The organism is Mesorhizobium neociceri, from assembly GCF_013520985.1.
GTDB lineage: Bacteria > Pseudomonadota > Alphaproteobacteria > Rhizobiales > Rhizobiaceae > Mesorhizobium > Mesorhizobium neociceri.
Genome location: NZ_JACDTY010000005.1, coordinates 290,342 through 309,472 on the forward strand (window position 1 = coordinate 290,342; position 19,131 = coordinate 309,472).

Consider the following 19,131-nt stretch of genomic DNA (forward strand, 5'->3'; position numbering starts at 1 on the left):
GCGGTTCAACGGCCTGTTCACGCCCGGCATCGACCTGACCACCAAGGGCAGCACCGCCGTTGCGGTCGACATCGATGACGGCCTGCAGGTGAGGGAAGACGATGCGACATCGGTGGACAGCTACATGCTGACGCTGCCGATGGCGCCGGTTGCCGGCACCATCGCCTATGTCACGGTCTCTGCCGCGCAAGCCTCGGCCCAGCAGCGCGCCAAGCAGGGCCAGACCATCCTGGTTTCGCTGGACGGCATCAACTTCTCCGAAGCGGTGACGGTGGCGTTCGACGGCGGCAACTGGGCCGCTGGCCAGCGCATCTACGTCAAGGCGATCTCCGACAGCGCTGAGGAAGGCAAGACGGTCGTTGCCATCAGCCATTCTGTCATCAATGTCGACAGCAACGGCGTCGCCCAGCCACTCGACAATTACGCGATTCCGAACGTGCTGGTCACCGTCATCGACGACGACAAGCCGGACGCCATCATCTCTGAAAGCGGCGGCTCCACCAGCGTGTTCGAAGGCGGCGCCAGCGACGATTACACAGTGGTGCTGAGCAAGGCGCCGGCAGCCGGCGAGATCGTCACCGTGACGCTGACCTCCAGCAGCGACCAGGTCAGCCTATCGCGCACGACGATCAAGTTTGGGCTGGTCGCAGACATCCCGAACGGCATCTTCGCCTGGAACGACGCACAGACCGTGCTCGTCTCCTCACCGAGCGATGGCACGCCCGAAAACCGCATCGTCGCCACCATCAGCAACACCGTCACCTCCGACAAGGCGGACGGCATCTATGCCGATGTCGAAAGCCAGAAGGTCAGCGTTGAGGTGGTCGATTCCGACACCGCCGCTGTCCGGATCATCGAGACCAATGACAGCACCACAGTGTCGCAGGCCGGCGAAACCGACAGCTACCAGATCGTGCTGTCGACACAGCCGATCGCGCCGGTAACGGTCCACATCACTATTGACGGCCAAGCCAGCGTCGATCTCGGTACTTCGCCTGGCGTGCAGCAGGACGCCACGGGCTACTTCGTGGTCTTCGACGGCACCAACTGGGATCAGCCGGTCACCGTCAATCTCGTCTTCGACAGCGCCGGCCAGGCGCCGCCCGAAGGCATCCGCGTGTTTTCGCAGCAGCCGCATGATCTGACGCGCATCGGCGGGCCGTTGTTCGTCGAGGGCGGCGTCGGACCGGAAGACCGTTCGCTGACGCCTTCGGTGGCACTGCCGGACGAATTCAACCCGCAAGTTGTCCGGCAAATCGAGGTCGATGACGGCACTGATGTCGACCAGTTGGTTGTGTTCAGCGACACCGCCCAGGCACCGCTGACGGGCGTTTTGACCGACACTCATATTTCGGGCCTCGGCATGCCATCCAACCCGCTGTCGGTCGACTATAATGACGGCAATCCGCCGGTCGATGTTGCGCGCGGCATCACCTACACCAATCTGCAAGTGGTCGAAGTCCTGCTTGGCGTCGCCAACGACAACTTCACCATTGAGAGTACCAAGGACGAGACACTGACGGTCGTGCATGGCGGCGGCGGCAGCGATACGCTGACTGTCCACAACAGCATCGGACCGGTCGTCCTGTTCGGCGACACGTCGGCCAACGGCCTGCGCTACTCTTCAACGCCGGGCACGCCGAACGGCACCGCCTATTCGTTCCTCAACACCGGCAACGACATCATCGATGCCTCGGGCGCCCATGGCGTCGTGGTCATCGATGGCGGCGCCGGCACGGACACCCTGACCGGCGGCCACGGCACCAACTTCATCGCTGGCGGCGCTGACGCCGATCACATCTTCGGTGGCACCACAGGCAAGAACTGGATCATCGGCGACTCGTCCTTCGACGTCGACTATCGCAACCGCACCGTCATCATCGACCATGACGGCGTGAACGCTCAAGGGATCACTGAAACGGCCGGCGCCGACATCATCACCGGCGGCGATACCGGTGACGTCATCATCGGCGATCACGGCATCATCACCCAGGTGGCAACGGTCAACGGCTCCACGCTGGTGCTGGTGCCCGGCACGCTCGACATGATGCTCGACCGTGCGGTCATCAAGGTCGAGACATCGAACCCGTCGGTCGGCGGCGACGACCAGATCGACGCCGGCAAAGGGCCCAACATCGTCTTCGGCGGCTTTGGCGCCGACATCATCAAGAGCACCGGTGGCCAGGACCTGGTCGTCGGCGACAATGGCAGCGCCGAATTCGCAAATGGCCTGCCAACCATCGTCAAGACGACGTCGCCGGAATTCGGCGGCGCCGACCAGATCACCAGCGCCGGCGGCCGCAACATACTGGTCGGCGGCTCGGCCGGCGACTCGATCAAGGTGCTCGGCGGCAGCGTTCTGGACATCGGCGACGTCGTGCTCGGCGACAATGGCATGATCCTGTTCGATGCCTTCGGCAACGTCACCAGCATCGAGAGCACGGACCCGATCCATTACGGCGACGACGTCATCGAGACGGGCGCCGGCGACAACATCGTCATTGCCGGCTCCGGCAACGACCAGGTGACCTCGCAGGGCGGCGACGACGTCATCCTCGGCGACAATGGCAAGGCGACGTTCGAAAACAACATCCTTATCCGGATCGAGAGCGCCTTCGCCGATTTCGCACCGCTGCTAGGTGGCGTGCCGGTGATCATCGGCTACAAGGATACGATCAAGGCCGGCTCGGGCCGTAACGTCGTGTTCGGCGGCAATGGCGACGACGACATCACCGCCGGCGACGGCGACAGCGTCATCCTTGGTGACAATGGCTTGGCGATCTTCGACGCCACCGGCCTGCGCGTCTCGGTCGAGACGACTGATATCGCCTATGGCGGCAACGACACCATCACCATCGCCAGCGGCAACCACGTGCTGATGGGCGGTTCGTTCGCCGACAAGATCACCGCGGGCGGCGGCAACGACGTCATCCTGGGCGACAATGGCATTGCGCTTTATGTCGGCGGCAAGATGAGTTCGGTGCGCAGCGAGTGGACCGAGCATGACGGCATCGACGACATACATGCCGGCAATGGCAGCCATGTCGTGTTCGGCGGTGGCGCCGGCGACAAGGTGATGATCGGTACCGGCAACAGTGTCGTGTTCGGCGACAGCGGCTATGCCGAGTTCGACGACAGCCTGCCGACGCTGGCCTACTCCATCGACACTGCGAAGGGCGGGTCCGACACGATCACCACCGGTGACGGCGACAACATCGTCGCCGGCGGCGCCTTTGGCGATATCATCACCACCGGCAATGGCTCCGACGTCATCTTCGGCGACAATGCGCGGTTCGAGTTCATCATCGCGTCGGCGCCGGGACTGCGCGTGGCCAATTTGCAGCGCGGCTTCACGATCAGCCCGCTCGATGGCGGCAACGACCTCATCAATTCGGGCGGCAGCAACGACGTCGTCGCCGGTGGCACCGGCGGCGACGAGATCCATGCTGGCGCCGGCAACGATCGCCTGTTCGGCGACCACGCTCTGTTCGACCGGGCGCTGCCAAACAACCAGCGCGTCATCTCGATTTACATCACCGACGCCGACGGCGCCGGCAACGACAAGATTTACGGCGATGCCGGCAACGACATCATCGATGGCCAGCAAGGCAATGACCGCCTGTTCGGCGGCGACGGCGATGACGACATCACCGGCGGCCACAATGTGGTCGGCGGCGCCGATGGCGACGACTACATTGAAGGCGGGGCCGGCGAAGACGTCGTGCTCGGCGACAATGGCCTGATCGCGCGCAAGGTCGTGGGTGGCACCGACTGGCGGAGCACGATCTGGCAGCTCAACCCGGCGGTACCGGGCAAAGCACCATCGCTGATGCGCGACGTGATCCGTTTCGATCTCATCGATGGTGTCGGCGGCAAGGACGAGGTCCATGGCGGCGACGACGATGACCGCATCTTCGGCCAGCGCGGCGACGACCGGATGTCTGGCGACAACGGCATCGACGAGATTGTCGGCGGATTGGGCGCCGACCACATCGAAGGCGGCGCAGGGGTGGACTATCTGCTCGGCGACGAGGGCCAGATCCTGCGGGCGTTCAATGCCGACGGTTCGGCTCTGCTCAACAGCGACGGCAGCTGGCATCGCGATGTGGTGCTGGAAGAGGTCGCAACCATCGTCAGCATGGTCGCTCTCAATTCCAATACGGCCGTCTCGCGCACCAACCTGGCATCCCAGTTGCTGGGTCCCGACATGCTGCTGCTCGCAGGCGTGTACGATCCGAACAACGTCCAGGTCGTCAACGGCCCGGCGTGGAATACGAAGGCGCTCGGCATCGATCTTGAAGCCGCCTACAACGACTTTATCGATGGCGGCGACGGCGACGACGTGATGTTCGGCCAGCGTGGCGACGATACGCTGCTCGGCGGCGCCGGCAACGACACCATCTTCGGTGACCGCGCCTCCAATGGCAGCGGCTTCCAGACCGATCTGCCCAAGATCGTTAACGCTTTCCGGATCATCGCGGTGACCGATCCCACCGTTAACGTCGCGGTTCCCATCGACGGACTGGTGGTGGTTCCCGGCGTCAATCTGTTGCCTTCGGAACTAACCAACGCGTTGCCGCAGATCGAGATCATGCCCGGCGCAGCCGGATTCCTCGGTGAGTTCTCGGCGAAGAACACGATGCTGCGCGGCAACGGCAACCACTTCCAGGTATTTGCCTCGGTGCTGGCCGACGTGACGCGGCTGGAGGACCTTGCCTATGGCAATGACGGCATCGACGGCGGTTCCGGCAATGACAGCATCTTCGGCGACGACGGACATATCACCAGCATCCCCGAAACCGGTCTGGCGGTCATCGACAAGGAGGTTGCCGGCCTGTCGGTCTCGATGGGCGACCTGCTGCGCGACCTGTCGTCGCTGGGATTTGCCAAGGACGCGCTGGATACAGCACCGAATGCGCCAGTTGTCAGCGTGACAGTAGGCGCCGATTGGATCGTTGGCGGCGACGGCGACGATACCATCTTCGGCGACACCGGGACCATCGTGGTTCCGGCGACGGCGCTGACCCTGGTCGGCGCCAACCTCACCGAAGGCGCGCTCAGCCTGCACAACTGGCTGATGGACTTCCAGACCGTCGTTGCCGACACGTCGTATACTGCGCATGCGGCGGGCGAACAGGTCATCGCCGACTACGGCGTCAAGACCGGCACGACGAACGCTACCTTCGTAGCCGGCCAGTCGGTGTTGCGGCCTGCCACGCATCGGTTGAACATCGGCAACGATTATATCCGTGGCGGTCTCGGCAACGACTTTGTCGTCGGCGACCACGGCGTTGTCGTGCTGCCTGTGGTGAGCGCAGCGAACTCCGCCACGCTTGCCGGCATCTCCACCGCCGAACTCTCGACCGTCAATGCCGCACTCGCAGCGCAGGACAAGACGCGCACAGCGGCACTGACGGCCCACATAAGCCGTGATCATGCCATCAACGCCAATGCCAACAAGGTTGGCAACTGGCTGTTCGGCAACGGTCTGGGTTACTCGCTCTCTGTCGGCAACGACCAGCTTTACGGCGACGAAGGCAATGACGTGCTGATCGGCGATGTCGGGTTGATCGAGCAGCCGATGCTGACGATCGCCAGCACGACCTCGACCACCAAGTCGATCGCCGACGGCCTGCAGAACTCCTTCTTCAAGACCATAGACCGGCTCTATCTCGGCACCATCAGCGCGGCGCAGGCGCGTGCCGAGGCCTGGGGCGTGCAATCGACGCTCGCCGCATCGAAGGCCGCCGACTGGTCGAAGAACGGTTCGGTCAGCTCGTGGCTGCTCGACACCCTGGACAAGCGCCAGGCACAGCGACCCGCTGCCGACTATATCGTTCTCGACAGCGACTACGTGGATGGCGGCATCGGCAATGACCTGGTGTTCGGCGACATGGCGGCCGTCATCCCGATCATCACCAACACCACCGGCGCCGGCATGATCCAGAGCATGCGGGTGCTGCCCGTCGGCGAGACTGCCGCAACGCTGACCGCGACGCTGCGATACGTTTACAACTACGGAGCGTACGGCCCGCTGCATGGCGTCGTCACGTCGGATGTGAACGTGCGCTCGTCGTTCCTGGTCGATGCTGACTGGCTGATCGGCAATGACGGCGACGATATCCTCTATGGCCTGCTCGGCGCCGACTACATTCTGGGCGGCAACGGCAACGATCAGCTCTCCGGTGGCAACGGCTTCGATATCGTCAATGGCGGCACCGGCACCAACATCTATGCCTTCGACCGTACGCGCGACACGGTCCAGGCCGGCGGCGGCACGGATGTGGTTCGCCAGTCGCTGGATGCAGGGTCTGCCAGCCTGGTGCTGGGCAGCTCCTGGGTCAGCCCGCTGATGACGCGGCTTGGCGCCAATGCCAGGACCGCCGCGGCGACGCTCGACCCGACCGGACTGGCTTCGGTCAGGGTCGGCGCCGCGCCCGCACTGGCCACGGGCATCAGTGCAACGCCCAAGGTGATCAATACAGTCGCGCAGGCGCTGCTCCGGCCCACGACGGATCTGAACTTCATCAAGGGCTTCGACCAAACAACCTTGCTCGGTGGAGATGTTGTGCCGTTCATGCGGATGGCGCTGGCGCCGGACGCAGGCGATGCCGGGCTGTTCATGGCGTTTGCCGCCGCCGCTCCGCAGGCGAAGAAAAGTGCTGCCGGACCTGCCGAATTGATATCGGGCATTCGCAATGGCGACATCGCCATCAAAGGCACGACCCTTGCCTGGACCAACTGGTCCGACCTCATCGGCGGCGTCGACAAGGTCGCGGTCAAGGTTTCGGACAAGACACCTTACGTCGATCTGGACGTGCTGCTCTTCGATGCCGATACAGGCCGGTTCGAAACGCATGCCGACGCCGACGACGACATCGCGTTCCACTAGATCCGAAATCCGGTTCATCAGCCTCTGGGCTGATGAACCGGATCGACGATCTTTCGCTTACTCGTCTCTAGAGAGCGTTTCACCGTTTCACGGAAACGGCGAACCGCTCTATCTCTTTGTTTGACGCAATTCCGAAGGGAAAGCGCGACGCGCTTTTCCCGGGAAAGCGCTCACACTTTTCCTGGAATTGCTCTAGCGCCGGCAAAGAAACGTGATCCGCATCGCGCGCCGAAACAAAGGCTGCAGCGCCCCTTGCGCGATCAAAAAGACCATAGCCGTCACACCAGCTTCATCGACCAGCCATAGCGTCATTCCGAGTTCTTTGCTGCAGTGCAAAACGGAGTCGGACGATGGTGGACGTTGTTTCTAGCGAAGCGGGGATTCCGAGACCGGACCATCCGCTCAATCAATCGGGCGGCGCGAAGTGGTTCCTGCCGGCGTTCGGCGTGCTGGTGCTCGTCGGTGTCATCTATGTCGGCTACGCTCTCAGCCAGGATCTGGCGGTGGCCAAGACGGTGCCGTGGATCCTGCTTGGCATTGCCCTGCTGATTGCGCTGGGCTTCGAGTTCGTCAACGGCTTCCACGACACCGCCAACGCGGTGGCAACCGTCATCTACACGCGCTCCATGCCGGCCGAATTTGCCGTCATGTGGTCGGGTGTCTTCAACTTCCTCGGCGTTTTGACCTCGAGCGGCGCGGTTGCCTTCGGCATCCTGTCTCTGCTGCCTGTCGAACTCATCCTTCAGGTCGGTTCTTCCTCGGGTTTCGCCATGGTGTTCGCGCTGCTCGTCGCGGCGATCCTGTGGAACCTCGGCACCTGGTTCCTCGGTCTGCCGGCTTCCAGCTCGCACACGATGGTCGGCTCGATCATCGGCGTCGGCCTCGCCAATCAGTTCATGGCGCCGGCCGGCAGCGCCACCAGCGGCGTCGACTGGGGCCAGGCGACCAATGTCGGCATCACCTTGCTGGTGTCGCCGATCGTCGGCTTCTTCGCCGCCTTCATCCTGCTCTATGTGATGAAGCTGCTGGTCCGTAATCCTGCTCTCTACGAGGCGCCGAAGGGCAACACGCCGCCGCCATGGTGGATCCGCGGCCTGCTGATCTTCACCTGCACCGGCGTGTCTTTCGCGCACGGTTCCAATGACGGCCAGAAAGGCATGGGCCTGATCATGCTGATCCTGATCGGCGTCGTGCCGACGGCTTATGCGCTCAACCGCACGCCCGACATCAACTATCTCGAGGCCTACAAGGCGGCATCGGTCGGCGTCGAGACGGCGCTCGGCAACTATGTCAAACCGGGCGTCACCGTCACCGACGCCAAGGCAGCGGTGCAGGACGCCGTGCGCACAAGGAGCTGGAGTGACCAGACGACGGTCGCGCTGCAGACCTACATTCACGACACGACCGCTTCGCTGCAGCCCTATGCCTCGGTCGACAATGTGCCGACCGACCTGGTCAGCAACGCCCGCAACGACATCTATCTGATCGGCGAGGCGCTGAAACTGATCGACAAGAAGAAGCTGCTGCCGATGCAAGACGCTGACCTCAAGGCGGTCACCGACTATCACAAGGCCGTCGACAACGCGACAAAGTTCATCCCGCTATGGGTGAAGATCGCCGTCGCTCTGGCGCTGGGCCTCGGCACCATGGTCGGCTGGAAACGCATCGTCGTGACCGTCGGCGAGAAGATCGGCAAGAGCCACCTGACCTATGGCCAGGGCGCGGCCGCCGAACTGGTGGCGATGGTGACCATCGGCATGGCCGACCGCTTCGGCCTGCCGGTGTCGACCACCCATGTGCTGTCGTCTGGCGTTGCCGGCACCATGGCGGCCAACGGGTCGGGCCTGCAATGGTCGACGGTGCGCAACCTGCTGCTTGCCTGGGTGCTGACCCTGCCGTGCTCGATCACGCTCGCCTTCGTGCTGTTCATCATCTTCCGCCAGGTGTTCTGAGCGGGCGACGCAAGGGACTTTCAAGCGAAAGGCAGCGCCGGCGATCGGCGCTGCCTTTTTTGTCTTGGGGATGTTCTACGGAGCTATTCGAAGCGCCGGAGGGACAGCACCCCCCCCTCTGGCCTGCCGGCCATCTCCCCCGCAAGGAGGGAGATCGATGCCGCCTCTGCCTTCGCCAATCTCCAATGTCAAAAAGCCGACGGGACGCATAAACTGCCAATCTCCCCCCTTGCGGGGGAGATGTCCGGCAGGACAGAGGGGGTGTGAAGGAACTCGATCGCGGCGATTTCCTATACCGGAAAGACCCCGTCGAGTTGTCCTTCTACCAGAACCCTTAGGTCGGGTCTTCGCGGTGCAGATCGTGGATGGTAACGCCGTCGGCATTGGTCGGCAGCATCAGCCACTTCTTGTGGCGCAGCGTGCGTTCCGTATCCTCCAGGCCCATCTCCCAGTGCTCGCGCATCGACGTGCCGGAGAACTCGTAATCCTTGGCGTGCCCCTCATAGCCTTTGTGCTGGTAGATGAGGTGGACGATGTTGACTACGCCGGCATCCGAATAATCGGCGATCAATTCCTTCTCGCCGTCCTTCAGCTGCTCTGGCGGCACGCGCTTCAGCGCATCGAGCAACTTCATCTTCAGCGCATGGATACGCTGGAAATTGTCGGTGTTCTGGCGTGTGCGGCTGGAATACATGATGTCCTTGTGGCGTGACAGCACGTCGGCCATGCCGCGCGGCAGCACACCGCGGGCGCTGAACAGGTCGACTTGGAACACCAGTGAGGAGCGGTCCTCTTCCTGGTCGAGCAGATATTGCAGCGGCGTGTTCGAAACGATGCCGCCGTCCCAGTAATACTCGCCCTCGATGCGGATCGACGGGAAGGCCGGCGGCAGCGCGCCGCTGGCCATGATGTGCTCCGGCTCGATACGCACCTTCTCAGTGTCGAAATAGACGAAATTGCCGGTCCGGACATTGACCGCGCCGACGCTCAGCCGCTTTTTGCCGTCGTTCAGCACATCGAAGTCGATCAGGCTCTCCAACGTATCCTTGAGCTCGGCGGTGTCATAGAAGGAGGTAGCGCCTTCCGCGCCCGCCAGTTGGAGCCAGGGATTGGGCGAGCGCGGCTTGAAGAAGCCGGGCTGGCCCATCGCCATCGTCATGAATGACGATGTCTGGTTGCGGATATCGCGGTAGATGTCGCCTTCCGGCGTATAGGGCCAGATCTTGCGGCCCGAAACCGTCTGCCAGAACTGTTCCAGCCGCTGCAGCCGGCGGCTCGGCTCGTTGCCGGCGATGATGGCGGCATTGATGGCGCCGATCGACACGCCCGACAGCCAGGTCGGTTCGCAGCCGGCATCGGCCAGCGCCTGATAGACGCCGGCCTGGTACGCGCCGAGCGCACCGCCGCCCTGGAATACCAGCGCGACGCGGTCGTATTGCGCGGTGATTTCCGCGATCGTGGCGGCAGTCGCCTTGCTGCGGTTACGCTCAAGCACTGACTTTCTCCAGTCTGGTCGCGCCGGCAGCAGACTGGCTATGGTCGGCGAGGTAATCATGCACGACTTCGCCGAGGCCAAGCGTCAGATCGGCTTTGAAGTGCACGGCCGAGACGATGTCGAGCACCGGCAATTTCGCCACATCGGCCATGACGTGCGGGCGAAGATCGAGCGCGGCCGGCGCTGTCCAGGCTTCCTTCAGCGTGATGTCGGTCAGGTAATAGCGCACCAGCTCGCAGATGCGTGGGGTTCCGTCGACATGCGGGATGATCTTGATCAGGAAGTTGGGCGCGGCAAGCGCGGCGAGCACCTGGTCGTGATCGGCTTCCCGATGCTTGTAGCCCATCGTGCCGGTGGCGCAGAGAACGCTGCCATAGTGCAGCGTGCCGACCACCACTTCGCCCTCATGCACAATCTTGGGGTTGGCGAGCTTTTTCGGAAACCCCCAGAGCTCGCGGCCGCCGGCGATCGGCGCATCGTCGTCGAGATACATGGAATGGACGTACCCGCCATGCTGGCCCTTGTACTTCACCGGGATGACCTGGCCGGTCTCGGTGTAGTCGCCGAAGCCGGTTGAGTCAGGCATGCGGATGAATTCGTATTTGACCAGCGGCTCGTCGATCTCCAGCGGCGCCGGCACCACGGCTTCGAGCGCCTCGCGGGTCGTGCGGTAGGTGATGATGACGTATTCGCGGTCGAAGAAGCGATACGGGCCGGGCGGGAAGGACGGGTTGGTGAGCGGCATCGCATAGGCACGCTTCACGACATCGGCGATTTCCAAATTGCTCACCCATTGATTCAGGAATGATCTGTGCGAGACGTGCAGGACGATTATGTTGCACGGCAGCATGACAGTGCCATGTCGGGTCACTTCGGTGCCAGCTTCAAGGCGCTCGTGAGGGATCACAACATTGTAATCGCAATGACATATGGCCATGCCATTGTTATGTTGCGGTGCACAAACTATGTGCGCCATAGCTCCTCCACCATTCGCGAGATCTCCCATGGGTTCCCTGTCTCAAAAGAATGCGCTCGTCACCGGCTCGACCAGCGGCATTGGCCTGGCCATCGCCCGCGCCTTTGCCGCCGAAGGCGCCAACGTCACCATCAACGGGCTCGGCGATGCCGCCGCGATAGAGCAGGAGCGTGCCGGCATCGAGAAGGATTTCGGCGTCAAGTGCCGCTATTCCGGCGCCAACATGATGGATGGCGCGGCAGTGACCGCCATGGTGCACGACGCCGAACAGGCCTTCGGCAGCCTCGACATTCTTGTCAACAATGCCGGGATACAGCATGTCGCGCCGATCGAAGACTTCCCTGACGACAAATGGGAAGCGATCATCCGCATCAATCTGCTTGCCGCCTTCTATGCGATCAAGGCCGTGGTGCCGGGCATGAAGGCGCGCAAATGGGGGCGCATCATCAACACCGCCTCGGCGCATGCGCTGGTCGCTTCGCCGTTCAAGTCGGCCTATGTCTCGGCCAAGCACGGCATTGCCGGCCTGACCAAGACGGTGGCGCTGGAAGTTGCCCAGGATGGCATCACCGTCAATGCCATCGCGCCCGGCTATGTCTGGACGCCGCTGGTCGAAAAGCAAATCCCCGACACGATGAAGGCACGCGGCATGACCGAGGAACAGGTCAAACACGACGTGCTTCTGGCAGCGCAGCCGACCAAGGAGTTCGTCACCGTCGAGGAGCTTGCCGCGCTGACACTGTTCCTGTGCTCGGATTCAGCCAGGCAGATCACCGGCACGACCTTGCCGATGGATGGCGGCTGGACGGCGCAGTAGGCGACTTGACAGTATCCCCCTGGGGAGGATACCGGTCTGGGCATGTCCAGCACGATCCATGCCTCCCACCCCGCCATCGTAAAGCGTCTCAAGCGCGCGCAAGGCCACCTTGCCGCAGTGCTTTCCATGTTCGAGGCACATCGTTCCTGTGTTGACCTCGCACAGCAACTCCATGCCGTGGAAAGCGCCATCAGCAGCGCCAAGCGGGAACTGATCCACGATCATATCGAACATTGCCTGACCGACACCGCAGAGGGCGGAGCGCACGACTCGCTGGCGGAACTCAAGCAGTTGGCCAAGTATCTATGAGCGATCTCGGCAGGCGCAGCCTCGACTGGTTCGGCTTCGGTTCGCACGGTCATGCCGGCCACGATCACGACCACCACGGTCCGCATGGCCATACACATGGCGTCATCGATGCAACCATCGCGACGACCGATCGGGGCATCTGGGCCATAAAATGGTCCTTTGTCATCCTGGCGGTCACGGCAGCAATGCAGATGGCCGTGGTGGGTCTCTCGGGCAGCGTGGCCCTTCTTGCCGACACCATTCACAATATTGGAGACGCAACCACTGCCATCCCCTTGTGGGTCGCCTTCATGCTGGCGAGGCGCAAGCCGTCATCAACCTTCACCTATGGACTGGGTCGGGTCGAAGACCTCGCCGGTATCGTCATCGTCCTGGTCATTCTGTTCAGCGCCATCGTCGCCGGGTACCAGGCTATCGAGCGCCTGATCCATCCGCAGGCAGTGACGCATCTCGGTTGGCTGACGGCGGCGGGCATCGTCGGCTTCCTCGGCAATGAGGCTGTCGCGGTGTTTCGCATTCGCATCGGCAGGGAAATCAACAGTGCGGCGCTCGTCGCCGACGGCTACCATGCCCGCACCGACGGGCTCACCAGCCTTGCCGTGGTCATTGGCGCTATCGGCGTCTGGCTCGGATTTCCGCTTGCCGACCCAATCATCGGGCTCCTCATCACGGTCGCTATTTTCGGTATCGTCTGGCAATCGGCGCGCTCGGTGCTCACCCGTATGCTCGACGGCGTCGAGCCGGGTGTGATGGCCGAAATTCATCATGCTGGCGAGCATGTGCCGGGTGCTCACATCGTCGATGCCAAGGCCCGCTGGATTGGCCACAAGTTGCACGCCGACATCACCATCGCTGCAGACGAAACGTTGCCGCTCGCCGAAGCAAACAAGATCACGGCAGCGCTGGAGAATGAACTGTTCGAACACATGCCTGCGCTCGCGACGGCCAACATCCGGTTTTCGAGCGAACATGGCGCGCACGAGCATCCACATCCTCACGACCACAATCATGGCGAACACCACGACCACCAACACTGACGTGCGCAGAAAACCACCCGCTTCTGCTAGTCTAGGCTGATGCTCCAGACGCTTGTCGAATTCCAACGCACCATCTACCTGGCGCTCGCCGATCAGATAAAGCTGCTCTCAGCTGGCGGCGGCTGGGTCGCGTTCCTTGCCTTTCTGCCGATGGGCGTGCTGTTTGGTGCGGCGCATGCCCTGACGCCGGGACATAGCAAAGCCGTCCTGGCCACGTATCTGGCCGGTTCGGACGCCAAGGTTTCGCGCGGCCTTCTGGTGTCACTGACGCTCTCCTTCACGCATGTGACGATCGCGGTGCTGATTGCGGCGTTCTCGTTACCGCTGGTATCGATTGCCTTGGGAAGCGTTGGCCGAGCGCCTCTGCTGGAAGACGTCAGCCGTGGGTTGCTTGGCCTGATTGGCATCTGGATGCTGTGGCGCGCATTGAGCCACGGCCACCATCACAAGCATGAAGGCGAGGCGGTTGGCATCATGGCCGGCTTGATTCCATGCCCGCTGACGCTTTTCGTGATGACCTTCGCGATATCCAGAGGCGTTCCGCTTGCCGGCATTCTGTTTGCGGTCACCATGATGGCCGGTGTGGCGCTGACCTTGTCCTGCGTGGCGGTGTTGTCGATCCTGTTTCGAGAACGGCTGGTGCATTTTTTCGACAGCCGGCCACGCTTGTTCGACATAATATCCAGAAGCATCGAAGGTATCGCCGGCCTCATTCTCGCTGGCGTCGCTGTTTGGCAAATTTCTGCGCGCTGAGGACGTTGAAACGAACAGCCGAGACAAGGGGTTCTTTCGCGACGACCCCGTGAGGCGCCAGCCCAACGGTCGCGTCCAAACCCCTCGCTCTGGAGGTGGACGCCATGCCGTCAACAACCGCCATCATGGTGAAGGGCGAAATACGAGAATTGCGGCCTCGGATGCAAACCATCCAGCACGCACAGCAACAAAGAGGCGATCGAGTTCCGGCACGAAGAGCGAGGTCCGGGCTCCGCTGGAAGTTGCCACACGTTCGACCAATTCGAGCCCATTCGGGCTACGCTGCACAACGTCGATCGCGCCGTCTCCGCAGCTCGCATAGATTCGATCGCGCTTGCCGTCGAAGAAAACATCATCGGCATCGCCGCAGGTATCGAGGCTCGCTGTCACCGCACCAGTTGCCGCATCCAGCAGGGCAAGCTTTGCCGGACTGCGGAAAACAACTGCAAGCTGTTTCCCCGTGCTGTCGAGCGCCATTGGAAAATTTGCCGCCAGGCCCGGTGTTTTCCAGGTGGCCACTTGCCTTCGCGATTTGAGGTCCACGACGGCGATCTGCCCGGCGTCCGGCACATTCGCGAACACCCGATCCGTTTTCGCGTCGACCTGAAAGCTTTCGGGATGGCCGGCCAGTCTCATGCCTTCGAGCTTTGAATGGGTCACCTGATCGAGGATGGCCAGTCCGCCATCGCCATATCCGACAAGGACATGACCGGAAGACGGATCGATGCGGACATTGTCCGCATCGTTGCCGAGAGCCGCGGTTCCCAGTGACGACAGATCACCGGCGCGCAAGAACCGAACGGACCCGTCACCGCCATTGGCGACGACAATCACGTCCCGATCGGCAAGATACGCGGCGCCCTGCGGCTCCTTCAGCCCGTTGATCCTCTGGGAGACTTTCCCGGTCTGAAGGTCGACTACATCGACACTGTCGTTGCCGAGTTCGGCGACGAACAGCCGTCCCCCAACACGATCGATCGCCATATGGTCGACGCGGCCCCGGACGTTTTCGAGCGGGATCGTTCGCTCCAGGATCAGAGGCGGACCCGCCGCTGCCGTGCCGACTGAACACGGATGCATGGCGGCGATGAGCCCGAGGGTCATGCAGGCGGCGCGCACTGGCCTGACCTAACTGTTCGCGAGGTTCATCTTGTCGAGAGCCGCCTTGAGGCCGCGCGCCAGCTTGGCGGCGTCGTCATTGGCCCAGAAATGCATGAAGAATAGCCGCGGCTGATCGTCCAGCATGTGGTTATGCACAGCCGTCACCTCGATGCCGTTCTCCCGCAAGGCTTTCAGGACGGGATTGACCTCGGATGCGATCAGTACGAAATCGCCGGTGATCGCCGCCTTGCCGCCTCCGGTCGGCTGGAAGTTGATGCCAATGGCGGTGCCCATCGACACCGGCACCGCCATGCCGCTGTCGGTGATCGTCTCGGCTCGCGGGATGGTGAACTGATAGACCCCGCCATTGGCCTTGCCCTTGCGGCCGATGGCCTGGTCGACGGCCGCGGTATCGAAATCGATCTGCTGCGCGGAGGCTTGCGGCTGTGCGGCACCGGATGCGGCGCTCTCCATCGGCGTCTTGCTCAGCGCCAATCCGGCATGGAGCGCCGTGGCGAGCGTGACAGGGTCGCCCTGGCCGAAGAGGTGCATGTAGAGGGTCATTGGCTCAGAGCGCAGCAAATGGTTGTGCAATGCGGTGATCTCGATCCCGCTTTCTTCAAGCTTCTTCATCACCGGGTTCACCTCGTCCTGCGTCAAAACGATGTCACCCATGACCATTGTCTGGCTCCCCATTGGATCGAAGGCGATCCAGCCTCCGAGCGCAAAACCTGGCTTTAGGGATACGCCATCAAGCGACACCTTCAGGTCGGTTCGTGGCAAGCCAACTCTATAGACGCCATCCGGCAGTGCGGTCCCTCCTTTGCCTAAGGCCTTTCCGACTTGGCTCCAATCGGGACTGGTGGCGAACGAAGGGGTGACGATGGTTGCGGCAGCAATAAGAACTGCCCAGCAGATGGGACGTGACATAGCGGTATTCCTCTTTTCTTCACTGCGAATTGATTGGTTGGCTCGTGATCTTCAGGCGCCGAGGCCGCGGCTGGCCCGGCGCAGCTGGATGGTCACGGCGAATGCACCGGCACCTGCGCTGCGGCCGGATGCGCGCCGCCCTTCGGCAGGACTGCCGAGCCGATACTGGTCGGGAGCGGCAGCGGCCGCTCGAAAGCGCCAAGGAGCGGCATCACGACCAGGAAATGGAAGAAGTAATAGAACGTGCCAACGCGGCCGATGAGGACGAAAAGGCCCTCCGGCTTGTTGGCACCGACCCAGCCCAAAGCGATGACGTCGATGACCAGGAGCCAGAAGACCCATTTGTAGATTGGCCGGAAGCGGGCACTGCGCACCTTCGATGTATCCAGCCAGGGCAGAATGAAGAGGACAGCCACGGCCGAGAACATGGCGATGACGCCGGCAAGCTTGTTCGGGATCGAGCGCAAGATTGCGTAGAACGGCAGGAAATACCATTGCGGCACGACCTCGGCGGGCGTCCGCAGCGGATTAGCTGGGATGAAGGCGTCGGCGGAATTCAGATAGTTCGGCAGGTAGAAGACGAAGAAGGCGAATACCAGCAGGAAAGCCGCCAAGCCGAGCAGGTCTTTGACCGTGTAGTAGGGGTGGAACGGGATGCTATCTCCCGACCCGTTGCGGTCGATGCCGAGCGGATTGTTGGAACCGTGCCGATGCAAGGCGACGAGATGCAGCATCACGACGCCGACGATGACGAACGGCAGGAGGTAATGCAGGGCATAGAAGCGTTGCAGCGTCGGATTATCGACGGAGAACCCGCCCCAAAGCCACGTGACGATGCTCTCTCCAACCACCGGAATTGCGGAGAACAGGTTGGTGATCACCGTAGCGCCCCAAAATCCCATCTGGCTCCATGGCAGGACATAGCCAAGGAACGCGGTCGCCATCATCAGCAGCAGGATGACGACTCCCAGCATCCATAACAGCTCGCGCGGCGCCTTGTATGACCCGTAATAGAGGCCGCGAAAAATATGGATGTAGGTCGCGATGAAGAAGAACGATGCGCCATTCAGGTGGATGTAGCGGATCATCCATCCGTAATTTACGTCGCGCATGATGTGCTCGACGGAGCCAAAAGCGAGGTTCGAATCCGCTGTGTAGTGCATTGCGAGCACAACGCCGGTGAAGATCATGACGACCAGCATGAACCCGGCCAGCGAACCGAAATTCCACAAGTAGTTCAGATTTCTTGGCGTCGGATAGTCGTTCAATTCATGATTGACGAAGGTGAAAACAGGCAGTCGGTGGTCGATCCACTGAGCGACGCGGCTGCTTGGCTGACGTCCAGCGACGTCAGCTTTCGATTGGTCTGCCATTCTTCAGCCTCCGCTCAGGCCGCCGCCGGCTTCGTGACGGGTGGCCAGCTATGCGTTTCTGATGTGCGGTGCGAGGCCCAGGCGTAAAGCGCGTCGTAGATGACGAAGCCGTGCTTCAGCACCTCGTGGTCGTCGGGCGTCACGTCCCGCAGCCCCATGGAGATCGCGAGCAGTCCTGCAGACTGCGGCGTGAGATCGTGCCGATCCGTGTCGGCGCCGCGCACGATCGCGGCAATGGTCACGATCGCCGGGTCGCGCTCGAGACCGTATTTCGAGACGAAGGTGTCGAAACTGCAGCCGTCGCCGACATGCGTGAATTCGACGCCGGGCACATCATACGGCGTCGCGCCCGTTTCCTGGGCAACGGGGATGACCTGATCTGGCGCCACAAAGAGAAACTCCGGTTCCTTGTCGATGAAGCGTGCAATCAGCCAGGGGCAGGCGATGCGGTCGATGACCGGACGTTCGCGGGTAATCCATTTCATGACGCAATCCTTTCTTCGCTCATCACCAGAGGGACGGTTGGCGCGCCGATCGCGTGCCAGGCGGCGATGCCGCCGGAAAGCGCGCTCGCATCGACGCCACGGCGGCGCAGTTCGGCGACCGCGTCGCCGCTGACCTGGAAGCCGTAGACGCAATAAACGATGACTGGCCTATCCTTCGGCAGTTCATCGGCCCAATCGGCAATGGTCTCGGGAGCGCGGAGCTTGGCTCCCGGCAGCATATCGCTGCGTTTTGCCAGATCGTCGGCGAGGCAGACGTCGAGCACGACGAGATCTTCGCCCTGGTCGAGCCGGGCCCGCAGTTCCTCTGGCGCAACAGTTGGAACCTTTTCGTCCGATGCAGGTCCTGTTGAAGGATCGCGCTGCGCGACAGCCCGCCGGTGGCGGGCGGCAACCCGCTCCCAATGGATGTTCTTCATGAACGCGTCGACATAGGCGCCGGCCTTCGCGCCAAAATCGAGATGATATGCGTGCTCGTACATGTCGAGCGCGAGGATCGGAATGCCGCCAGCGAGGCAGTTGGTGTGGTCCGCCGCCCATTGGATTGTCAGCCGATCGCGGCGCTCCGACCAGGTCAGCAGGGTCCATCCCGAGCCTCCGGCCTGCGCCTTCGCACAAGCCATGAACTTGGCGCGCCATGCGGCCACGCTGCCGAAGTCGCGCTCCAGTGCTGCCGCAAGATCGCCTCCGGCATCGCCGGAACCACCGAGCCCATCGAAATAGATCTCGTGCAGGATCGCCGAATTTGCCGCGACCAGCTCTTCGCGCTTCAGCCCGTTGATGTCGAAGACGGGTGCTGCGCCCCAGTCGAGTTCATCGAGCCGCTGTTCGATAGCGTTGAGGCGGCGAACGGCACCGCCGTAATTGTTTTCGTAATGGCTGGCCAGCAGGCGTTCGGACAGACCGACAAGCCTCGGCGGCTTGAACGGCAGCGGCATGATCTGGTGGGGCATAGATTCCCTCGCTCGGCGGCACGGCCCATTCCGTGAGGAG

Annotated in this window: 13 protein-coding genes (1 of these 13 running past the window's edge); 6 read left to right on the forward strand and 7 right to left on the reverse strand. The window is 62.4% G+C overall.

The window, feature by feature from the left end; genetic code table 11:
- Window positions 1–6,892, forward strand: partial view of an LEPR-XLL domain-containing protein gene (locus H0241_RS13625; protein ID WP_181058159.1) — the 3' end only. 23,315 nt of this gene lie to the left of the window's left edge; only the last 6,892 of its 30,207 coding nucleotides appear in the window; the start codon falls outside the window, past its left edge; its stop codon occupies window positions 6,890–6,892.
- A gap of 350 nt (window positions 6,893–7,242) precedes the next feature.
- A complete protein-coding gene (locus tag H0241_RS13630; protein ID WP_181058161.1) occupies window positions 7,243–8,844 on the forward strand; it encodes an inorganic phosphate transporter in 1,602 nt (533 codons plus the stop codon).
- Between the two features lie 334 nt (window positions 8,845–9,178).
- On the opposite strand, the gene H0241_RS13635 is transcribed toward H0241_RS13630, so the two are convergent.
- Window positions 9,179–10,339, reverse strand: coding sequence for a patatin-like phospholipase family protein (locus H0241_RS13635; protein ID WP_181058163.1), 1,161 nt, complete (start codon window positions 10,337–10,339; stop codon window positions 9,179–9,181).
- The gene (locus H0241_RS13640) at window positions 10,332–11,120 is read right to left on the reverse strand and encodes an acetoacetate decarboxylase (protein ID WP_181058235.1); all 789 of its coding nucleotides are present in this window, start codon (window positions 11,118–11,120) and stop codon (window positions 10,332–10,334) included. The genes H0241_RS13635 and H0241_RS13640 overlap by 8 nt, the downstream gene beginning before the upstream one ends.
- Window positions 11,121–11,343: 223 nt before the next feature.
- On the opposite strand from H0241_RS13640, the gene H0241_RS13645 reads away from it, so the two are divergent.
- The 4 genes from H0241_RS13645 to H0241_RS13660 are packed head-to-tail and all read left to right on the forward strand — an operon-like array spanning window position 11,344 to window position 14,231.
- Window positions 11,344–12,132, forward strand: a complete 789-nt coding sequence (locus H0241_RS13645) for a 3-hydroxybutyrate dehydrogenase (protein WP_181058164.1) — start codon at window positions 11,344–11,346, stop codon at window positions 12,130–12,132.
- Between the two features lie 42 nt (window positions 12,133–12,174).
- Window positions 12,175–12,441, forward strand: a complete 267-nt coding sequence (locus H0241_RS13650; protein WP_181058166.1) for a metal-sensing transcriptional repressor — start codon at window positions 12,175–12,177, stop codon at window positions 12,439–12,441.
- Window positions 12,438–13,478 (forward strand): cation diffusion facilitator family transporter, encoded by a 1,041-nt coding sequence (locus H0241_RS13655; RefSeq protein WP_407941743.1) that lies wholly within the window; start codon window positions 12,438–12,440, stop codon window positions 13,476–13,478. Before H0241_RS13650 ends, H0241_RS13655 begins: the two co-directional genes overlap by 4 nt.
- Before the next feature lie 39 nt (window positions 13,479–13,517).
- A complete protein-coding gene (locus H0241_RS13660; RefSeq protein ID WP_181058168.1) occupies window positions 13,518–14,231 on the forward strand; it encodes a HoxN/HupN/NixA family nickel/cobalt transporter in 714 nt (237 codons plus the stop codon).
- Window positions 14,232–14,354: 123 nt separating this feature from the next.
- On the opposite strand, the gene H0241_RS13665 is transcribed toward H0241_RS13660, so the two are convergent.
- From H0241_RS13665 to H0241_RS13685, 5 genes are all read right to left on the reverse strand, one after another.
- On the reverse strand, window positions 14,355–15,335 hold the full coding sequence (locus H0241_RS13665) for a YncE family protein (protein WP_235984264.1): 981 nt from the start codon (window positions 15,333–15,335) through the stop codon (window positions 14,355–14,357).
- A gap of 24 nt (window positions 15,336–15,359) precedes the next feature.
- Window positions 15,360–16,262, reverse strand: coding sequence for a DUF1259 domain-containing protein (locus tag H0241_RS13670; protein ID WP_181058169.1), 903 nt, complete (start codon window positions 16,260–16,262; stop codon window positions 15,360–15,362).
- Window positions 16,263–16,354: 92 nt separating this feature from the next.
- Entirely contained in the window at window positions 16,355–17,635 is a 1,281-nt protein-coding gene (locus tag H0241_RS13675; protein ID WP_181058171.1) for a cytochrome b, read from the reverse strand.
- A 14-nt stretch (window positions 17,636–17,649) separates the two neighbouring features.
- Window positions 17,650–18,120, reverse strand: a complete 471-nt coding sequence (locus H0241_RS13680) for a chromate resistance protein ChrB domain-containing protein (RefSeq protein ID WP_181058173.1) — start codon at window positions 18,118–18,120, stop codon at window positions 17,650–17,652.
- The gene (locus H0241_RS13685) at window positions 18,117–19,091 is read right to left on the reverse strand and encodes a Fe-Mn family superoxide dismutase (RefSeq protein WP_181058175.1); all 975 of its coding nucleotides are present in this window, start codon (window positions 19,089–19,091) and stop codon (window positions 18,117–18,119) included. The genes H0241_RS13680 and H0241_RS13685 overlap by 4 nt, the downstream gene beginning before the upstream one ends.
- Window positions 19,092–19,131: the final 40 nt, after the last annotated feature.